The sequence below is a fragment of the Saccharothrix espanaensis DSM 44229 genome, from assembly GCF_000328705.1.
Lineage (GTDB): Bacteria > Actinomycetota > Actinomycetes > Mycobacteriales > Pseudonocardiaceae > Actinosynnema > Actinosynnema espanaense.
In genome coordinates this window covers 1,677,468-1,694,292 of the sequence record NC_019673.1, presented here as the reverse complement: position 1 = coordinate 1,694,292, position 16,825 = coordinate 1,677,468, and the positions used below count along the sequence as shown (strand labels likewise).

Annotated in this window: 12 protein-coding genes; 4 read left to right on the top strand and 8 right to left on the bottom strand. The window is 73.2% G+C overall.

Features of this window, described 5'->3' with window-relative positions; genetic code table 11:
- Window positions 1–110: 110 nt before the first annotated feature.
- Entirely contained in the window at window positions 111–1,919 is a 1,809-nt protein-coding gene (locus BN6_RS08035) for an AMP-dependent synthetase/ligase (RefSeq protein WP_015099072.1), read from the top strand.
- Window positions 1,920–2,138: 219 nt separating this feature from the next.
- Window positions 2,139–5,165: an AfsR/SARP family transcriptional regulator gene (locus tag BN6_RS08030; protein WP_015099071.1), complete on the top strand. Its 3,027-nt coding sequence runs from the start codon at window positions 2,139–2,141 to the stop codon at window positions 5,163–5,165.
- A gap of 42 nt (window positions 5,166–5,207) precedes the next feature.
- Here the strand turns inward: BN6_RS08030 and BN6_RS08025 are convergent, their stop codons facing one another.
- The 4 genes from BN6_RS08025 to BN6_RS08010 form a co-directional block, all read right to left on the bottom strand.
- Window positions 5,208–6,338: a glycosyltransferase family 4 protein gene (locus BN6_RS08025; protein WP_015099070.1), complete on the bottom strand. Its 1,131-nt coding sequence runs from the start codon at window positions 6,336–6,338 to the stop codon at window positions 5,208–5,210.
- Between the two features lie 5 nt (window positions 6,339–6,343).
- On the bottom strand, window positions 6,344–7,615 hold the full coding sequence (locus tag BN6_RS08020; RefSeq protein ID WP_015099069.1) for a hypothetical protein: 1,272 nt from the start codon (window positions 7,613–7,615) through the stop codon (window positions 6,344–6,346).
- 68 nt (window positions 7,616–7,683) lie between these two features.
- Window positions 7,684–8,712 (bottom strand): C40 family peptidase, encoded by a 1,029-nt coding sequence (locus BN6_RS08015; RefSeq protein WP_015099068.1) that lies wholly within the window; start codon window positions 8,710–8,712, stop codon window positions 7,684–7,686.
- 304 nt (window positions 8,713–9,016) lie between these two features.
- Window positions 9,017–10,375 (bottom strand): NYN domain-containing protein, encoded by a 1,359-nt coding sequence (locus BN6_RS08010; RefSeq protein ID WP_162164599.1) that lies wholly within the window; start codon window positions 10,373–10,375, stop codon window positions 9,017–9,019.
- An 88-nt stretch (window positions 10,376–10,463) separates the two neighbouring features.
- Here BN6_RS08010 and BN6_RS08005 point away from each other — a divergent pair, with 88 nt between their 5' ends.
- Together BN6_RS08005 and BN6_RS08000 are read left to right on the top strand one after the other, a co-directional pair.
- Window positions 10,464–12,179 carry a DEDD exonuclease domain-containing protein gene (locus BN6_RS08005; protein WP_015099066.1) on the top strand — a complete coding sequence of 572 codons (1,716 nt, stop codon included), beginning with the start codon at window positions 10,464–10,466 and terminating at the stop codon, window positions 12,177–12,179.
- 35 nt (window positions 12,180–12,214) lie between these two features.
- On the top strand, window positions 12,215–12,499 hold the full coding sequence (locus BN6_RS08000) for an Lrp/AsnC family transcriptional regulator (RefSeq protein WP_015099065.1): 285 nt from the start codon (window positions 12,215–12,217) through the stop codon (window positions 12,497–12,499).
- 71 nt (window positions 12,500–12,570) lie between these two features.
- Here the strand turns inward: BN6_RS08000 and qcrB are convergent, their stop codons facing one another.
- Genes qcrB through ctaE form a run of 4 tightly spaced genes read right to left on the bottom strand, consistent with a single transcriptional unit; the run spans window position 12,571 to window position 16,824 of the window.
- Window positions 12,571–14,241, bottom strand: a complete 1,671-nt coding sequence (gene qcrB, locus BN6_RS07995) for a cytochrome bc1 complex cytochrome b subunit (RefSeq protein WP_015099064.1) — start codon at window positions 14,239–14,241, stop codon at window positions 12,571–12,573.
- The gene (gene qcrA / locus BN6_RS07990) at window positions 14,238–15,362 is read right to left on the bottom strand and encodes a cytochrome bc1 complex Rieske iron-sulfur subunit (protein ID WP_015099063.1); all 1,125 of its coding nucleotides are present in this window, start codon (window positions 15,360–15,362) and stop codon (window positions 14,238–14,240) included. Before qcrA ends, qcrB begins: the two co-directional genes overlap by 4 nt.
- A complete protein-coding gene (qcrC, locus tag BN6_RS07985) occupies window positions 15,359–16,168 on the bottom strand; it encodes a cytochrome bc1 complex diheme cytochrome c subunit (protein WP_015099062.1) in 810 nt (269 codons plus the stop codon). Before qcrC ends, qcrA begins: the two co-directional genes overlap by 4 nt.
- A 47-nt stretch (window positions 16,169–16,215) precedes the next feature.
- The gene (gene ctaE / locus BN6_RS07980) at window positions 16,216–16,824 is read right to left on the bottom strand and encodes an aa3-type cytochrome oxidase subunit III (RefSeq protein WP_015099061.1); all 609 of its coding nucleotides are present in this window, start codon (window positions 16,822–16,824) and stop codon (window positions 16,216–16,218) included.
- Window position 16,825 lies beyond the last annotated feature (1 nt).

Genomic DNA, 16,825 nt, shown 5'->3' with positions numbered 1-16,825 from the left:
GTGGGAAGAGTGCCACGACACGGTCACGGAACGGACCACCGGCCTGGTGTATTGCCGGAATCACAGGCTAGGTTTCCCCACCGGTAACAAACAATCGTCCGGAGGTTGACGTGCGCGAGTTCAGCGTCCCCGCCACCGCCACTGTGGCTGCCGAGGAGAACCTCACCGACATGGTGCGGGCGAACGCGGAGCGCTTCGGCAACGCCGTCAGCTTCCGCCGCCGCGTCGACGGCACCTGGGTCGACGTCACGGCCCGCGACTTCGCCGCCCAGGTGCTCGCGGTCGCCAAGGGCCTGATCGCCTCCGGCCTGCGCGCCGGCGACCGGGTCGGCCTGATGTCCAAGACCCGCTACGAGTGGACCCTGCTCGACTTCGCGATCTGGCACGCGGGCGGCGTCGTGGTGCCGATCTACGAGACCTCGGCGGCCGAGCAGGTCGAGTGGATCCTGTCCGACTCGCAGGCCAAGGCCGTGTTCATCGAGACCGCCGAGCACAAGGCCACGCTGGACACCGTCGTGTCGGAGCTGCCCGAGCTGCGCAGCGTGTTCCAGATCGACGGTCCGGGCGCGGACGCGGCCGGCGCGATCGACGAGCTGACCGCGCTCGGCGCGGGCGTGTCCGACGACGACGCGCGGGCCCGGCGCGAGGAGGTCGGCGCGGACGACACCGCGACGATCGTCTACACCTCGGGCACCACCGGCCGGCCCAAGGGCTGCGAGCTGACGCACTACAACCTGCTGTCCGAGGTGCGCTCGGACGTGGCGGCGTTCCCGCAGCTGATGCAGGCGGGCAACTCGCTGCTGGTGTTCCTGCCGCTGGCGCACATCCTGGCCCGCGCGATCGCCCTGTGCGGCGTCTACACCCGGGTCACGCTGGGCCACACGCCCGACGTGCGCAACCTGGTGGAAGACCTCCAGTCGTTCCGGCCGACGTTCGTGGTGGCCGTGCCGAGGGTGTTCGAGAAGGTCTACAACGGCGCGAAGCAGAAGGCGCACGCGGCGGGCAAGGGCAAGATCTTCGACGCCGCCGAGGCGACCGCGGTGGCCTACAGCCAGGCGCTGGACGGCGGCGGCGCGGGCCTCGGGCTCAAGGTCAAGCACGCGGTGTTCTCGAAGCTGGTCTACTCCAAGCTCCAGGCGGCGCTGGGCGGCCGGTGCATCGCGGCGGTGTCCGGCGGCGCTCCGCTGGGCGCGCGGCTGGCGCACTTCTTCCGCGGCGTGGGCGTGCCGGTGCTGGAGGGCTACGGCCTGACCGAGACCAGCGCGGCGGCGTGCGTGAACACCGAGACCGCGTTCCGGGTGGGCACGGTCGGCCGGCCGATCGCGGGCACCGCGGTGCGCATCGCCGAGGACGGCGAGATCCTGATCAAGGGCGACGTGGTGTTCCGGTCCTACTGGAACAACCCGACGGCGACCGCGGAGGCGCTGGAGGACGGCTGGTTCCACAGCGGCGACCTGGGCGAGCTGGACGACGACGGCTTCCTGCGGATCACCGGCCGCAAGAAGGAGATCATCGTGACGGCGGGCGGCAAGAACGTCTCGCCGGCCGTGCTGGAGGACCGGCTGCGGTCGCACCCGCTGATCAGCCAGTGCATGGTCGTGGGCGACGCGCAGCCGTTCATCGGCGCGCTGATCACCATCGACCCGGAGTTCTTCCCGGCGTGGAAGGAGCAGAACGGCAAGCCGGCGTCGGCGTCGGTGGCCGACCTGATCGCCGACGAGACGCTGCTGGGCACCATCCAGGCCGCGGTCGACGAGGCCAACCACGCGGTGTCCAAGGCCGAGGCGATCAAGAGGTTCCGCGTCCTGCCGGTGGACTTCACCGAGGCGGGCGGCGAGATGACGCCCAGCCTGAAGCTGAAGCGCTCGGTGGTGGCGACCACCTACAAGCAGGACATCGAGGCGATCTACGCGAAATAAGACGAGTGGCCCGCACCCAGCAGGTGCGGGCCACCCGACCCCCAGTGATCGTTATCCGCTGTCGCGGACTCGAGGAGCTTGTGTTGTCCCGGTCCCCCAACCGGGACGTCCTGAAGACTGCCGGACCTCGCTGTCGTATCGCTGACGCGGCGGTGACTCGGGCCGTCAGCGGCACCCCTAGGCTGGTGCCCGCGGGACGTTCAGCCGAGGGGATCGACGATGGGATCGGGGCCGCTGTTCGGTCTGCTCGGCCCGCTGGAGGTGCGCCTGGACGGCCGGCCGGTGCCGGTCCGGGCGGGCAAGCACCGGGCGCTGCTGGCCGCGCTGGCGCTGCGCGCCGGCCGGGTGGTGCCGGTGCACGAGCTGGTCGCGTTCCTGTGGGGTGACGACCCGCCCGCCCGCACCAGGGGCACCTTGCAGACCTACGTGATGCGCCTGCGCCAGCTCCTCGGCGACCCCGGGCTGATCCACACCACCCCGGAGGGCTACCGGCTGGTGGCCGGGCCCGAGCAGGTCGACGCGCACCGGTTCGCGGCGGCCGCCGGGCTGGCCCGCGAGGCCGTGCGGCGGGGCGACCCCGAGCACGCCGCCGAGCTCTACGCCGAGGCGCTGGGCCTGTGGCGCGGGCCGGCGCTGGCGGACGTGCCGTCCGAGGCGCTGCGCGACGACGAGGTGCCCCGGCTGGCCGAGCGGCTGCTCGTGGTGCACGAGGAGCACAACGACGTCGAGCTCGACCTGGGCCACCACGAGCGGCTGGTGCCGGTGCTGCGCGGGCTGACCGCCGACCACCCGCTGCGCGAGAAGTTCTGGGCGCAGCTCATCCTCGCCCTGTACCGGGGCAGCCGGCAGGCCGAGGCGCTGGCGGCGTTCCGCCGGGTGGACCGGGTGCTGGCCGGGCAGCTGGGCGTCGAGCCCGGCCCGGAGCTGCGCCGGCTGCACCAGGCGATCCTGGTCGGCGACCCGGCGCTGGCCGCGCCCGCCGGGCGGGCCGAGCCGGACGTGCCCGACCAGGTGCCGCCGGACGTGCCGGGGTTCGTCGGGCGCACCGCCGTGCTGGAGCAGGTCACCCGGCTGGTCGCGCCGGACGGCGAGGCCGGCACGGCGGTGCCGGTCGTGGTGCTCACCGGCGTGCCCGGGGTGGGCAAGACGGCGCTCGCGGTGCGGCTCGCGCACCGGCTGCGGCACCGCTTCCCGGACGGCCGGCTCTACGCGGACCTGCGCGGGCACGGCCGGGGGCCGGCGCCGCGCGCGGAGGAGGTGCTGACCGGCTTCCTGCGGGCGCTGGGCGTGCCGCCCGAGCAGATCCCGGTCGACCAGGACGAGCAGGGCTCGCTGTTCCGCTCGCTGCTCGCGGGCCGCCGGATGCTGCTGGTGCTCGACGACGCCGCCGCGCCCGACCAGGTGCGCCCGCTGCTGCCCGGCACCTCGGGCTGCCCGGTGCTGGTGACCAGCCGGGACGACCTGCGCGGCCTGATCGCCGTCGACGGCGCGCGCCGGGTCGGGCTGGACGTGCCGACCACGCCGGAGGCGCTGGCCCTGCTGGGCCGCTCCGGCCCGGCCGCCGAGGAGCTGGCGCGGCGCTGCGGCCGGCTGCCGCTGGCCCTGGTCGTCGCCGCCGCGTCGGTGGGCGGCGGCTCGGTGCCGCGCTACCTGGAGCGGCTGGGCGACCGCCGGCCGCAGGACCTCGCGCACGCCGCCCTCACCCCCGCCGCACGTCGGCTGTTCGCGCTGCTCAGCGTCATCCCGGGGGCGGACTTCACGGCCGAGGCGGCGGCCGCGGCGGCGGACCTGCCGGTGGCGACGGCGGCGGCGCTGCTGGCCGGGATCGCGGGCGCGGGGCTGCTCCGGAGCCGGGGCGGGCGGTACTCGTTCCACGACGAGCTGGCCCGGTTCGCCGAACAGCTGGCCGAGGTGTCCGGCGAGGACACCGCGCGGGCCCGGCTGCGGGTGCTGAAGTTCTCCGTGCGGGCCGTCGACCACTGCGCCGAGCTGCTCTACCCGGACATGACGCGGCTGCCCGCGACCGACCCCGACCCGGTCGCCCCGCCGCGGGTGGAGACCGCCGCGCAGGCCAGGTCGTGGCTGGACGCGGAACGCCCGAACCTCATCGCGGCGATCCGGTCGGCCGCCGAGCACGGCCCGGCGGAGGTCTCCTGGCGGCTCGCGGACGGCCTGCGCGGGTACCTGTGGATCGGCAAGCACGTCGCCGAGTGGGCGACCACCGCCCGGTACGGCCTGGACGCCGCGCACGAGCAGCGCGACCGGGTGGGCGAGGCGGCGATGCGGCAGAACCTGGGCACCCTGCACTGGCGGATGGGCGACTTCGAGGCGTCGGTCGCGCACTACCTGCGGGCCGTCGAGCTGCACCGGGCGGCGGGCGACGTGGCCGCCGAGGCGGGCGTGCGCGGCGCGCTGGGCCTGGCCCGGCTGGACGCGGGCGACCTGGCCGGGGCGCGCGAGGACCTGGAGACGTGCCTGGCGCTCAAGCGCGGGTCCGGCGAGCCCCGCTCCGGCGAGACCGGGGCGCTGACCGGGTTGGGCCTGCTGGCCATCGACACCGGCGACCTGACCCGGGCGCGGGACCTGCTCGACGAGGCGCTGGCGGTGAGCACCGCGAACGGGCAGCGGACCGGCCGGATCAACGCCCGGGTGCTGCTCGGGATGACCGCGCAGCTGCTCGGCGAGCCGGAGCGGGCGCTGGAGCACCTGGCCGAGGCGCTGCGGCTCAGCCGCGAGGCGGGCCTGCGGGCGTCCACCGCGCGCGCCCTGGAGGCGACCGCGACCGTGCGGCTGGACCTGGGCGAGCCGCTGACCGCGCTGGCCCTGGCCGACCAGGCGCTGGCCGAGCTGCGGGAGGACGGCGACCAGCGGGTCACCACGAGCGTGCTGGCGGTGATGGCGGCGGCGAACCGCGACCTGGGCGACCTGGCCGCCGCCGACGAGCAGTTCCAGCAGGCGCTCACCAAGGGCCGCCGGATCGGGTTCCGGTTCGGCGAGGCCAAGGCCCTGGTGGGCCTGGCGGCCGTGCGCCGGCTGCGCGGCGAGCCGGCCGAGGCCCGCGCGCTCGCCGGCCAAGCCGTCACCCTGACCACCACCCACGGCCTGCGCATCCTGGAAGGCTCGGCCCGCGCCGAACTGGCCGCCGCCCACCTGGCGCTGGGCGACCACCCGGCGGCCACCACCGAGTCCGCCCGCGCGCAGGCCCTGCACACCCGCACCGGACACCGCCCGACGACCGCACCATGACGCCCCGCCACCCAGGCTTCACACCGGCGTGGCCTCATCCCGCTAGCCGTCGACCAGGCACGCCAGGCGGGCCGCCAAATCGTCCCAGCGCCAGTCGCGGGCCACCCACTCCCGGCCCGCCAGGCCCATCTTCACGGCCAGGTCGCGGTCCTCCAGCAGGCGGACGACCTCGGTCGCCACCTCGCCCACCGCGCGGCCGTCGACCACCGTGCCGGTCACGCCGTCGCGCACGGTCTCCGGCGCGCCGCCCGAGCGGCCGGCCACCACCGGCAGGCCGGTCGCCGACGCCTCCAGGTAGACGATCCCGAGCCCCTCCACGTCCAGCCCGCGCCCGCGCGTCCGGCACGGCATCGCGAACACGTCACCCGCGTTGTAGTGGGCCGGCAGCTCCGACCACGGCACGGACCCGGTCAGCACCACGTGCTCCGCGACGCCCACCGACGCCGCCAACCGCGTCAGCACGTCCGCGTAAGGCCCGCCGCCGACCAGCAGCAGCGCCGCGCCGGGCACCTGCCGCCGGATCTCCGGCAGCGCCCGCACCAGCACGTCCTGCCCCTTGCGCGGCACCAGCCGCGACACGCACACCACCACCGGCCGGTCGCCCAGCCGGTACCGCGCGCGGATCCGCGACCGCCCCACCGGGTCGGGGGCGAACACCTCGGTGTCCACTCCGGACGGCAGGTGCTCCAGCGCCGCCATCGGGCCGAACGCGGCGGCGAACCGGGACCGGGTGTAGCGGCTCACGAACGTCACCACGTCGACCGCGGAACCGATGGCGCGCAACGACTGCCGCGCGCCCGGCAGCATCGACCAGCCGACCTCGTGCCCGTGCGTGCAGGCCACCACCCGGTGCGCGCCGGCGGCCCGCAGCCGGGCCGTGAGCAGCGCCAGCGGGGCCGCCGCGCCGAACCACACCGCCTCGCACCGGTGGGACCGGACGATCTCCGCCGCCCGCCGCGCCACGTCCGGGGTGGGCAGCATCAGCGTGCCGGGGTGCCGGACCACCTCGAACGGCTGGGCGGCGTCGAACTCGGGGTGCGAACCGGACGGCGACTCCCACGACGGCGCGTAGACCACCAGGTCGGGCAGCCGGACGGCCAGCGCGTGCAGGTACTGCTGGATCCCGCCGGGCCGTGGCGGGAAGTCATTGGTCACCAGCAGGGTCCGACGCACCGGCATCACGTTACGCCGAACGCGGACCTCAGGAACTCCCGCCAACCCCGCACCAACTCGGCCTGGTCCAGCCCGGTGGCCTCCAGCACCAGGGCCGCCGTCCGCTCGTCGCCCACCCGCCCCGCGCCGGCCAGCCGCCGGTAGGCCCGCACCAGCGCCGGCTCGCCGATCCGCTGCGCCAGGTACAGGTTCAGCGACCACGACTCCTGGTAGGCCAGCTCCATCCCGTCGCCCCGGAACCGCGCGTCGGTGGGCAGCGCGGCCGGCAGCGCCGTGCGCACCTGAGCGGCCAGCGCGGGGGCGGCCTTGCGCGGCGCCACGTCGCTGCCCCGGTAGCCCACGTAGTCCGCGAACCCCTCCAGCAGCCACATCGGCGCGCCGTCCACGGTCTCGCCGCGCGCGGCGATGTGGGTGATCTCGTGCCGCAACAGCACCCGCAGCGCCAGCGGCGACAACGCGGCCGCGCCGGCCGGGCTCAGCACCACCCGCTGCCCCTGCGCGGTCCGGGTCACCGGGTCGACCCGGTCGGCCACCGCGATGCCCGCGATGGTGCCGTCCCCGAACCCCGGCCCGACCAGCGCCTGGAGCTCGCGCGCGTCGGCCGGGACCAGCACCGCCACCTGGCGCGCCCACGCCGGGCCCCACACCTCGGTCACCGCGGCCACGGCGCCGTCCAGTTCGGCCAGCACCCGCGCGGCCAGCGGTTCGCCGCCGGGGTGGCTGACCACGAACCCGCCCGCGCCGGTCAGCACGTGGCACGGCCCGAAGTCCCACGGCCCGCGCCAGGTGCGCTTGCCGACCGGCTCCAGCGCGGTGTCCGAGTTGAGGTACCAGCGATCACCCCGCCGGGTGAACAGGTAGGCCATGCCCTGGGTGCTGGGCACCGCGTCCACGCCGCGCAGCCGGTAGGCCAGCCGCACGTCCGGGGCCCACGCCTCGTCGGCGGCGGGCAGCGCGACGGCGGCCAGGTTCGTCTCGCCCTCCAGCCGGTAGGCCCAGTCGCCCAGCGGCACGGCGGCGAGGTTGCGGAACAGGTCGTGCTGCGCCTGCCGGAAGGCCGGGTCGGCGGCCGGGTCGAGGTCGGCGGTGAACGCGGCCTCGTCGCGGTCGAGCACCGCGCGGGCCCGCCGGTCCAGCAGGTCGTGCACGGCGCGCTCGCGCGGGTGGTCGACCGACGCGCCGGACACCGGCGGGGCGGTCGGCGGCACGGCCAGCGCCAGCCCGCACAGGAACGTGGCCGCCACGACGGCGGCCAGCAGGACCCGGAAGCGGCTCACGGGTCCCCAAACTAGTCGGCAGGGCCGCCCCGTGCGGGACGGCCCTGCCGACGAGGTGCTGCGGTCGACTACCCGATGCGGCGCATCGCGTAGATCGAGCCGGGTGCGTCCAGCGACACGATCTTCACCGGCACGCCGTCGGTGGAGGCGTGCACGACCCTGCCGTTGTCCACCGCCATGCCGACGTGGTTGCCGCCGTTGTAGATGATCAGGTCGCCCGGACCGACCTCACCGCGGGAGATCGCGCGCCCGGCACCGGCCTGTCCACCGCTGGTGCGCGGGATGGTCACCCCGGCCGAGGCGTACGCCTTCGAGGTGAGACCCGAGCAGTCCCACAGGTCCGGCCCGGTCGCGCCGTACCGGTACATGTCACCGATCTGCTCGAGGGCGAACCCCAGCGCCGCGCCCGCGGCACCGGAGGGCACCGCGATGTTCGGCTTTTCGCCGGGGTCGGCCAGCTTGGTCCGCTCGGGGGTGCTGAGCCGGTTGAGCTGGGTCTTGACCTCGTCGATCTGGCCGTTGAGGTCGTTCTGGCGCTTCTTGATGTCGTCGGCGATCTTGGCCGACTCGTCGGTCGCCTGCTGCGCGCGGCCCTGCGCGTCGGAGGCCGCCGTCTTGGCCGACTCGGCCGCGTTGACCGCGCCCGCCAGCTTGTCCAGCGCCTCGCCGTTGTCCGCGGCGAGCACGCCCAGCGCCGACATCCGGTTGAGGAAGTCCTGCTGGGAGTCGCTCACCAGCAGCGCCGAGAGCTGGTTGAACCGGGCGCCCTCGAACGACGCCTCGGTCAGCTTGTCGACCTGGACCCGGAAGGTCTCCTCGTCGGTCTTCGCCTGGTCGCCCGCCTGGGACGCCTGCGCGAGGTCCGAGTTGGCCTGGTCGAGCAGCTTCTGGTTGTTGTCGCGCTGCTCCTCGGCCCGGAGGAGTTCCTCGTTGAGCTTGGTGGCCTGCTCGGCCAGTTCGTTGTACTTCTTCAGCGCGTCCGAAGCCGTGTCCGGCTGAGCCCCGGCGGGAACGGGCATGACGCCCACCGCCGCGGCGGCCACCGCCGTGGCCGCGATCGCCCCGCGCACACCGCGCTTGAGTCGTTGCGACGCCACAGTCGCGTGTCACTCCTAACGTATGAACCGCCTGCCGGCCGGGCGTGCGTGTCCGCACCTGCCCGACTGATCTGGCTTCCTCAAGCTCCGGCTCGGCACCCCGACAGTCCGATTCGGCGGTGAACCCGCGTCGCCGTCCAGGATGGACGGCTGCCCGCCGCGAGATCTCGGCCAGGTTACGAAAGGTGAGGCCCGGAGTCCACCCGCAGCGCCCCGAAAACCTTTCAGGTTGACAACGATCCCCGAACGGCCGACCTGTGACCTCGAATTGTCACCGAAGGTGTTGTGAAAAACACGACGCGTGTCACACCCGCCCCAACCGGGCGAGCAGCACGGCGGACGGCACGGGGTGCGCACCCCGCCGTCGGACGGAGTCCGCGACCGCCCGATCGGAGGTCACCACGACCACCGGACGACCCTCCGGCTCGGCCGTCACCAACGCCCGGATCACGTCGTCGGCCAGCACGCCCGGGTCGCTGAACAGCACGCGGACCCCGCGCGGCGCGCTGGTCGGCACGGCCACCACGCCCGCGCCGTCGAACACCAGCGTCACCTCCGCGCCGGTCCGCGCGGCGAGCACCGCGAGCTGGTGCACCAACCGGTCGCGCTGGTCGGACAGCGACAGCTCCGGGTAACCCGTCTTGGTGACGTTGTAGCCGTCCACGATCAGGTGGACGGCGGGCAGCGCCAGCAGCCGGTCCAGCGCCGCCGGGTCCTCGACCCGGCCCACCGCGGTCTGCGCGGCGCTCGCACCGCGGACCAGGTCCGCCGGCCGCGGCCCGGCACCGCCGAGCGCGAGTTCCCGGCGCAACCCGTTCACCGCGCCGTCCAACGTGTCCACCAGCAGCGCCAACCGCACCTCGTCGGCCTGCCGGGCCTCCTTCGCGGACTGCCGGGCCACCTCGGCGTCGGCCTCCGCGCGCTGCGCCTTGCCCCGCTCGGTCTCGGCGCGCTCGCGCTCCCGGTCCCGCTCGGCGGTGATCCGCCGGACCTCGGCCTCGGCCTCCGCCCGGGTCCGCTCGGCCGCCAGCAGCGCCGCCTCGGCCCGGTCCTTGGCCTCCCGCAGCCGCACCCCCTGCTCGCGCAACCGCTTGCGCAGCCGCTCCAGCTCGACCTCGGCCTCCTGCCGGATCTTGTCGGTGACCGTGGTCGACTCGGCCCGCTCGGCCTTGAGCCGCTCCAGCTCCTGCTCCAGCCGGTCCGCCTTGTGCACCGCCGAGTCCCGCTCGACCCGCAGCGCCGCCTCGCTGCCCCGCCGCGCCACCAGCTCGACCAGGTGCGCCGCGACCTCCTCGCCCTGGAGGATCGCCGCCGCACCGGCCGCCACCGGATCCGGCGAGGTCACCTCCAGCGACCCGGGCCGGTTGCGCTGGAGCCACTCCACCACCGCCGCCCGGAAGGTCGCCGAAGTGCGCAAACCCCCGACCAAGGGCCCACTGCCCAACCGCGCCCGCTTGGTCGGCGCGAACCGCGCGACAGCCCGCAACGACTGCGGCACGTCCACTTTCGCCAGATCGCCCAACGCGTCGGCGGACAGCTCCGCCAACCGGGCGCGCAGCGGCTCCGGCAGCGCCCCCCAGTCCACAGTGGACTCGACGGGCGGCGCGTCCGGCTCTCCGGTCACGGGCGCGTCATCAGGGGCGGCGGCTATCGGGTCTTGCACCCGTACAGGCTACGGCAGGTACGCAGCACCACCCCTCCGTCGCCATTCGCGTCGGAAATGTCGTACCTGGTCGTTACCGTGCTCCGCGATGAGTACCGCCCCTGCCGCCCAGCTCTCCTTCGACGAGCTCGGCACCCCGTTGCGCGACACCACGTTCGTCGTGTTCGACCTGGAGACCACCGGCGGCAGCGCCAACGCCGACACGATCACCGAGATCGGCGCGGTCAAGGTGCGCGGCGGCCGGGTGCTCGGCACGTTCTCCACCCTGGTCGACCCCGAGCGCGGCATCCCGCCGCAGATCGTCGCGCTGACCGGGATCACCCAGCTCATGGTCACCGGGGCGCCCCGGCTGGCGACCGTGCTGCCCGCGTTCCTGGAGTTCGCCGCCGGGTCGGTGCTGGTCGCGCACAACTCCGGCTTCGACGTCGGCTTCGTCAAGGCCGCCTGCGAGCGGCACGGCTACCACTGGCCCAAGCCGAGCGTCGTGTGCACGGTCAAGCTGGCCCGCCGGGTGCTGACCCGCGACGAGGCCCCCAGCTGCCGGCTGTCCGCGCTGGCCCAGCTGTTCCGGATCGGCACCACCCCCAACCACCGGGCGCTGGTCGACGCGCAGGCCACCGTCGAGGTGCTGCACCACCTGCTGGAGCGGGTCGGGTCGGTCGGCGTGCACTCGCTCGAAGAGCTGCTGGCCTACCTCCCCGAGGTGACGCCCGCGCAGCGCCGCAAGCGCGAACTGGCCACGCACCTGCCGTCCACGCCGGGCGTGTACCTGTTCCGCGGCCCGTCCGAGGAGGTCCTGTACGTGGGCACCGCTTCGGACCTCCGCAGGCGGGTGCGGCAGTACTTCACCGCGTCGGAGGGGCGCAAGCGGCTGCGCGAGATGGTCTCGCTGGCCGTGCGGGTGGACGCGGTCGAGTGCGCGCACCCGCTGGAGGCCGAGGTCCGCGAGCTCCGGCTGCTCACCGCGCACAAACCCGCCTACAACCGCCGTTCCAAGAACCAGGGCGGCTGGTGGTGGCTCACCCTCACCGACGAGCCGTTCCCGCGCCTCTCCCTGGTCCGCACGCCGCGCGCGGGTGCCATCGGCCCGTTCCGGTCCCGGCGGCAGGCCGAGGCCGCCCAGGACGCCCTGCAGGACGCCGTGCCGGTGCGGGCGTGCGCGCAACGGATCCCGGCGCGCAACCCGACCGGCACGCCGTGCGCCCTGTTCGAACTCGGCCGCTGCAAGGCGCCGTGCGCGGGCAGGCAGTCCGTCGAGGAGTACCGGCCCGCCGTGACGGCGCTGCGCGACCTGGTCGCCGGCCGCGACGCCACCCCGTTCCGCGGCATGGCCGCCCATCTGGAGGACCTGTCCGGCGCACACCGCTTCGAGGACGCCGCCACCCACCGCGACCGGCTCTCCGGCCTGGTCCGGGCGCTGGACCGGGGCCAGCGCCTGGCCGGCCTCGCGGCGCTGCCCGAGCTCGTCGCCGCCCGCCCCGACGGCGAACGCGGCTGGGAGTTCGCCGTGGTCCGGCACGGCCGGCTGGCGTCGGCCGGGGTGGCCCGCCGGGGCGTGCCCCCGATGCCGGTCGTGGCGAACCTGGTCGCCGCCGCCGAAACGGTCCTGCCCGACGACGGCCCGCTGCGCGGCGCGCCGCCGGAGGAGACGGCGGTGGTCCTGCGCTGGCTGGACCGGCCGGGCACCCGGCTGGTGCACTGCGACCAGCCGTGGACCTCACCCGCGGCGTCGGCCGGGGCGTGGCGGGGCTGGGTGCAGCGCGCCGAGGCCGGCCGCGACCAGTACCGGATCACGGGCCACTAGCATGTGGGCACCCCGACCTTGACGAGGAGGACGCTGTGATCACCGCGATCGTGTTGATCCAGGCCGCCGCCGAAACCATCCCGGACGCGGCGCAGGCGATCGCCGACATCGAAGGCGTCACCGAGGTCTACTCGTGCGCGGGCGATGTGGACCTGATCGCCCTGGTGAAGGTGGCCCGGCACGAGGAGCTGGCCGAGCTGGTGCCCGGCCACATCTCCAAGGTGCCCGGCGTGCTCAACACCGACACCCACATCTCGTTCCGCTCGTACTCCAAGCGCGACACCGAAGCCGCCTTCTCCGTCGGCCTGGACGACAACTGACGACCACCGACTGAGCGCGCGAGAACGGCCCCCGCACCCTTCCGGGTACGGGGGCCGCTTTCGCGTGCCGGTCAGTCCTCGGGCTGGGCGGGCTTGCCCGCCAGTTCGTCCGAGGGCTTGTTCTCGCCGGTCAGCGCCGTCTTCGGGTGACCGGCGTCGTGGCGCGCCCGCGCCAGTGCCGCGGTCTCCTCCGGGGCGTCCGGCGTCAGGAAGCTGCCGGGCACGGGGTGGCCCGCCGACCCGAGCTTGTTCATCTTCTTCGGCACCGGAGCGCCCTGGTAGGCCAGCGGCAGCGGGTGGCCGTGGTCGTCCACCGGGCCGAGCGGCTGGTGCAGCTCGATGAACTCGCCGTGCGGCAGGCGCTTGATGATGCCCGTCTCCACGCCGTGCTCCAGCACCTCGCGGTCGGCCCGCTGCAGGCCGATGCAGATCCGGTAGGTGAGGAAGTACGCCACCGGCGGGATGACCAGCATGCCGATGCGGCCCATCCACGTCGTCGCGTTCAACGAGATGTCGAACTTGTACGCGAAGATGTCGTTCGCGCCCATCACCAGCAGGACCATGAAGTACGAGATGGCCATGACGCCGAGCGACGTCCGGACCGGCACGTCACGCGGGCGCTGGAGCAGGTTGTGGTGCGCGTAGTCCTTGGTCAGCTTGCGCTCGATCCACGGGTAGACCGCCGCGATGCCGGTCAGCAGCGGCAGGCCCAGCAGGAACGGCCAGAACGGCGCCGGGATCGTGTAGTCGCCCAGGTACATCTCCCAGGCGGGCCAGACCCGGACCAGGCCGTCGGTCCAGCCCATGTACCAGTCGGGCTGCGAGCCCGCCGAGACCTGGGACGGGTTGTACGGGCCGATGTTCCAGATCGGGTTGATCTGGAAGACGCCGCCCATGATCGCGGTGACCGCGACCACGACCGCGAAGAAGCCGCCGCCCTTGGCCGCGAACACCGGCATGATGCGCACGCCGACGACGTTGGTCTCCTTGCGCCCGACACCGGGGAACTGGGTGTGCTTCTGGTACCAGACCAGACCCAGGTGGACCGCGATGAGCGCCAGGATGATGGCCGGGATGACCAGGATGTGCAGCGTGTAGAGGCGCGGGATGATCTCCGTGCCGGGGAACTCGCCGCCGAAGGCCAGCCAGTTGATCCAGGTGCCGACCACCGGGAACGAGATCAGCAGGGCCGCCATCACCCGCAGGCCGGTGCCGGAGAGCAGGTCGTCGGGCAGCGAGTAGCCGAGGAAGCCCTCGATCGCGCCCAGCATGAACAGCACGATGCCGATGACCCAGTTGATCTCCCGCGGCCGGCGGAACGCGCCGGTGAAGAAGATCCGGAACATGTGGATCACGATCGCGGCCATGAACAGCAGCGCGGCCCAGTGGTGGACCTGGCGGACGAACAGGCCGCCGCGCACGTCGAAGGAGATCTGGAGCGTCGACTCGAACGCCCGCGACATCTCCATGTTGTTCATGTTCGGGCCGCTGCCGTGGTAGACGACCTCCGCCATGGAGGGGTCGAAGAACAGCGCCAGGTACGTGCCGGACAGCAGCAGGATGATGAAGCTGTACAGCGCGATCTCGCCGAGCAGGAACGACCAGTGGGTCGGGAAGACCTTGTTGATCTGCCTGCGGATGCCACCGGCCATGTGGAACCGGTCGTCAGCCCACTTCGCGGCCCCGCCCGCCACCCTGGCGGCGGCGTTGCGCCGCTTGGTCGGCGTGGTGATGCCGCTCATGACTTACGCTCCCAGAACGCCGGACCCACAGCCTCGATGAAGTCGCTGCGGGCAATCAAGTATCCCTCTTCGTCCACCGTGATCGGTAGTTGGGGAAGGGCGCGGGTCGCCGGACCGAACCGCGGCTTGCCGTAGTGGAAGACGTCGAACTGCGACTGGTGGCACGGGCAGAGCAGGAGACCGGTCTGCTGCTCGTACAGCGAGGTCGGGCAGCCCAGGTGGGTGCAGATCTTCGAGTAGGCGTAGAAGTCGCCGTAGTTGAAGTCCTCCTGGCCGTCCCGCTTGATGACCTGCTGGCCGGGGCGCAGCCGGATCAGCATGACCGGGTTGTCGGCCCGCTTCATGGCCGCGACCAGGGCTTCTTCGTTGCCGCGCTCCGACTCGCGGAACGGGAACACCGTTTCGAAACCGCCGGCGTCCAGGTCCTCCGGGCGCACCAGCGCGATCTCGTGCATCCGGCCGGTGCTGCGGCGCAGGTAGATCTTCTCGCCGTTCTCGGGCTTCCAGCCGGTGTGCCAGAGCGAGTCCTTGGACTCGCTGTCGGCCCACGGGTTCTTGATCAGGCCGCCGAGCGGCACGGCCAGCACGCCCAGGCCGAACACGCCCGCGCCCAGGCCCGCGGTCCGCTTGATCAGCGACCGGCGGCCCAGGGTCGAGCGCTCGCCGGCGTCGGCCAGCTCCGCCAGCACGGTCGCCTTGTCGACCTCCGTCGAGCCGCCGTCGTGGCGCTGCTGGACGGCCAGCTCCTCCGGGATGAACTTCTTGGTGTAGGCCAGCGCGCCCACGCCCAGCGCCAGGATGGACAGCCCCAGCGTCGCGCCGATGATCGGCGTGTACAGGCTGTAGACGAAGTGCCCGGCGGAGTTCGAGTCCTGGTACTTCCACGGCCAGAACAGGAACGCGGCGAGGAACGCCACACCGGAGAGCGCGGCGATGAGGAACCACATCGCGACGGCGCGTTCCGCGCGCCGCTCCGCGCGGGTGCCCTTGACCGGCCACCGCTCCTCGTAGTGGACCAGCTCGACGCCGTCCAGGTCGGTACCGAGCCTGACCAGCTCGTCCCGGCTCATCCCGGCGAGTTCGGCCTCGTCGGGCACGTTGTTCGGCTTGTCGCCGCTCATGCCTTGGCTCCGATCCAGAGGGTCACGCCGATCAGGGCGGCGATACCCACGATGAACGCGATCAGACCCTCCGATACCGGCCCGAGGCCGCCGAGGGGGGCGCCGCCGGGGTTGTTGTTCCCGTCGGTCACCGACTTGATGTACGCGATGATGTCCTTCTTCTCCTCCGGCGTGAGCTGCCGGTCGGAGAACTTCGGCATGTTCTGCGGACCGGTGAGCATCGCCGTGTAGATCTGCTCCTCGGTCACGCCGTCGAGCTCGGGTGCGAACTTGCCGGACGACAGCGCCCCGCCGCGACCGGTGAAGTTGTGGCACGCCGCGCAGTTGAGCCGGAACAGCTCGCCACCGCGGGCCGGGTCCTCGCCGCGCAGCGCCTCACCGCGCTCCTCGGGGGTCTGCGGACCCGCGCCGCGGGACTGGATGAACGCGCCGAGCGCGTCGATCTCCGCCGCGGTGAACACCGGGGGCTTGCGCAGGGCCTGGGCCTCCTGGCGGGCCATCGGCATCCGGCCGGAGGAGACCTGGAAGTACACGGCCGCCTCGCCCACGCCGATCAGGCTCGGGCCGCGGTCCTCGACGCCGTCGAGGTTCTTGCCGTGGCAGGAGATGCACGTGTTGTTGTAGAGCTGCTCGCCCAGCCGCACCTGGGCCGGGTCGTCCTGCGCCTGCGCGGTCTGCGGCTGCGGCGCGAGCGCGCTGAACAGGAAGCCCGCGGACAGCAGCGCGAAGCCCAGCGCGAGGAGGCCCGAGATCCGCCTGCGCAACTTGGTGCTGCGCTTCCGGGCCCGTGTGGTGTTGGTGGTCATGTGTGCGGCAACCCTTGCTGGTGTGAGTTCGGGGTTCGTGCCGGCCGTCAGGGCACGATGTAGATGACGGCGAACAAGCCGATCCAGACGACGTCCACGAAGTGCCAGTAGTACGACACGACGATCGCCGAGGTCGCCTGAGCCGGCGTGAACTTGCTCAGCTTCGTGCGGACCAGCAGGTAGCCGAACGCGATCAGACCACCGATCACGTGCAGACCGTGGAAACCGGTCGTCAGGAAGAAGACGGTGCCGTACGCCGAGCCGGGGATCGAGGTCCCCTCCTCGACGAGGGTCACGTACTCGCCCGCCTGACCGCCGACGAAGATGGCGCCCATGATCAGCGTCACGAGGTACCACCGACGCAGACCGAAGACATCACCTCGCTCCGCGGCGAACACGCCCCACTGGCACGTGAACGACGAGGCCACGAGGATGATCGTGAAGAACAGTGCGTAGGGCACGTTCAGGTGCGTCGGTGCCGGGGGCCATGGCCCTTCGTTCTGGGCCTTCACCGTGAAGAACATGGCGAAGAGACCCGCGAAGAACATGAGCTCACTGGACAGCCAGACGATCGTGCCGACGCTGACCATGTTCGGGCGGTTCAGCGAGTGCACGCGCTGGCCGATGGAGGGCGCTGCCGTTGTCACACGACGCATT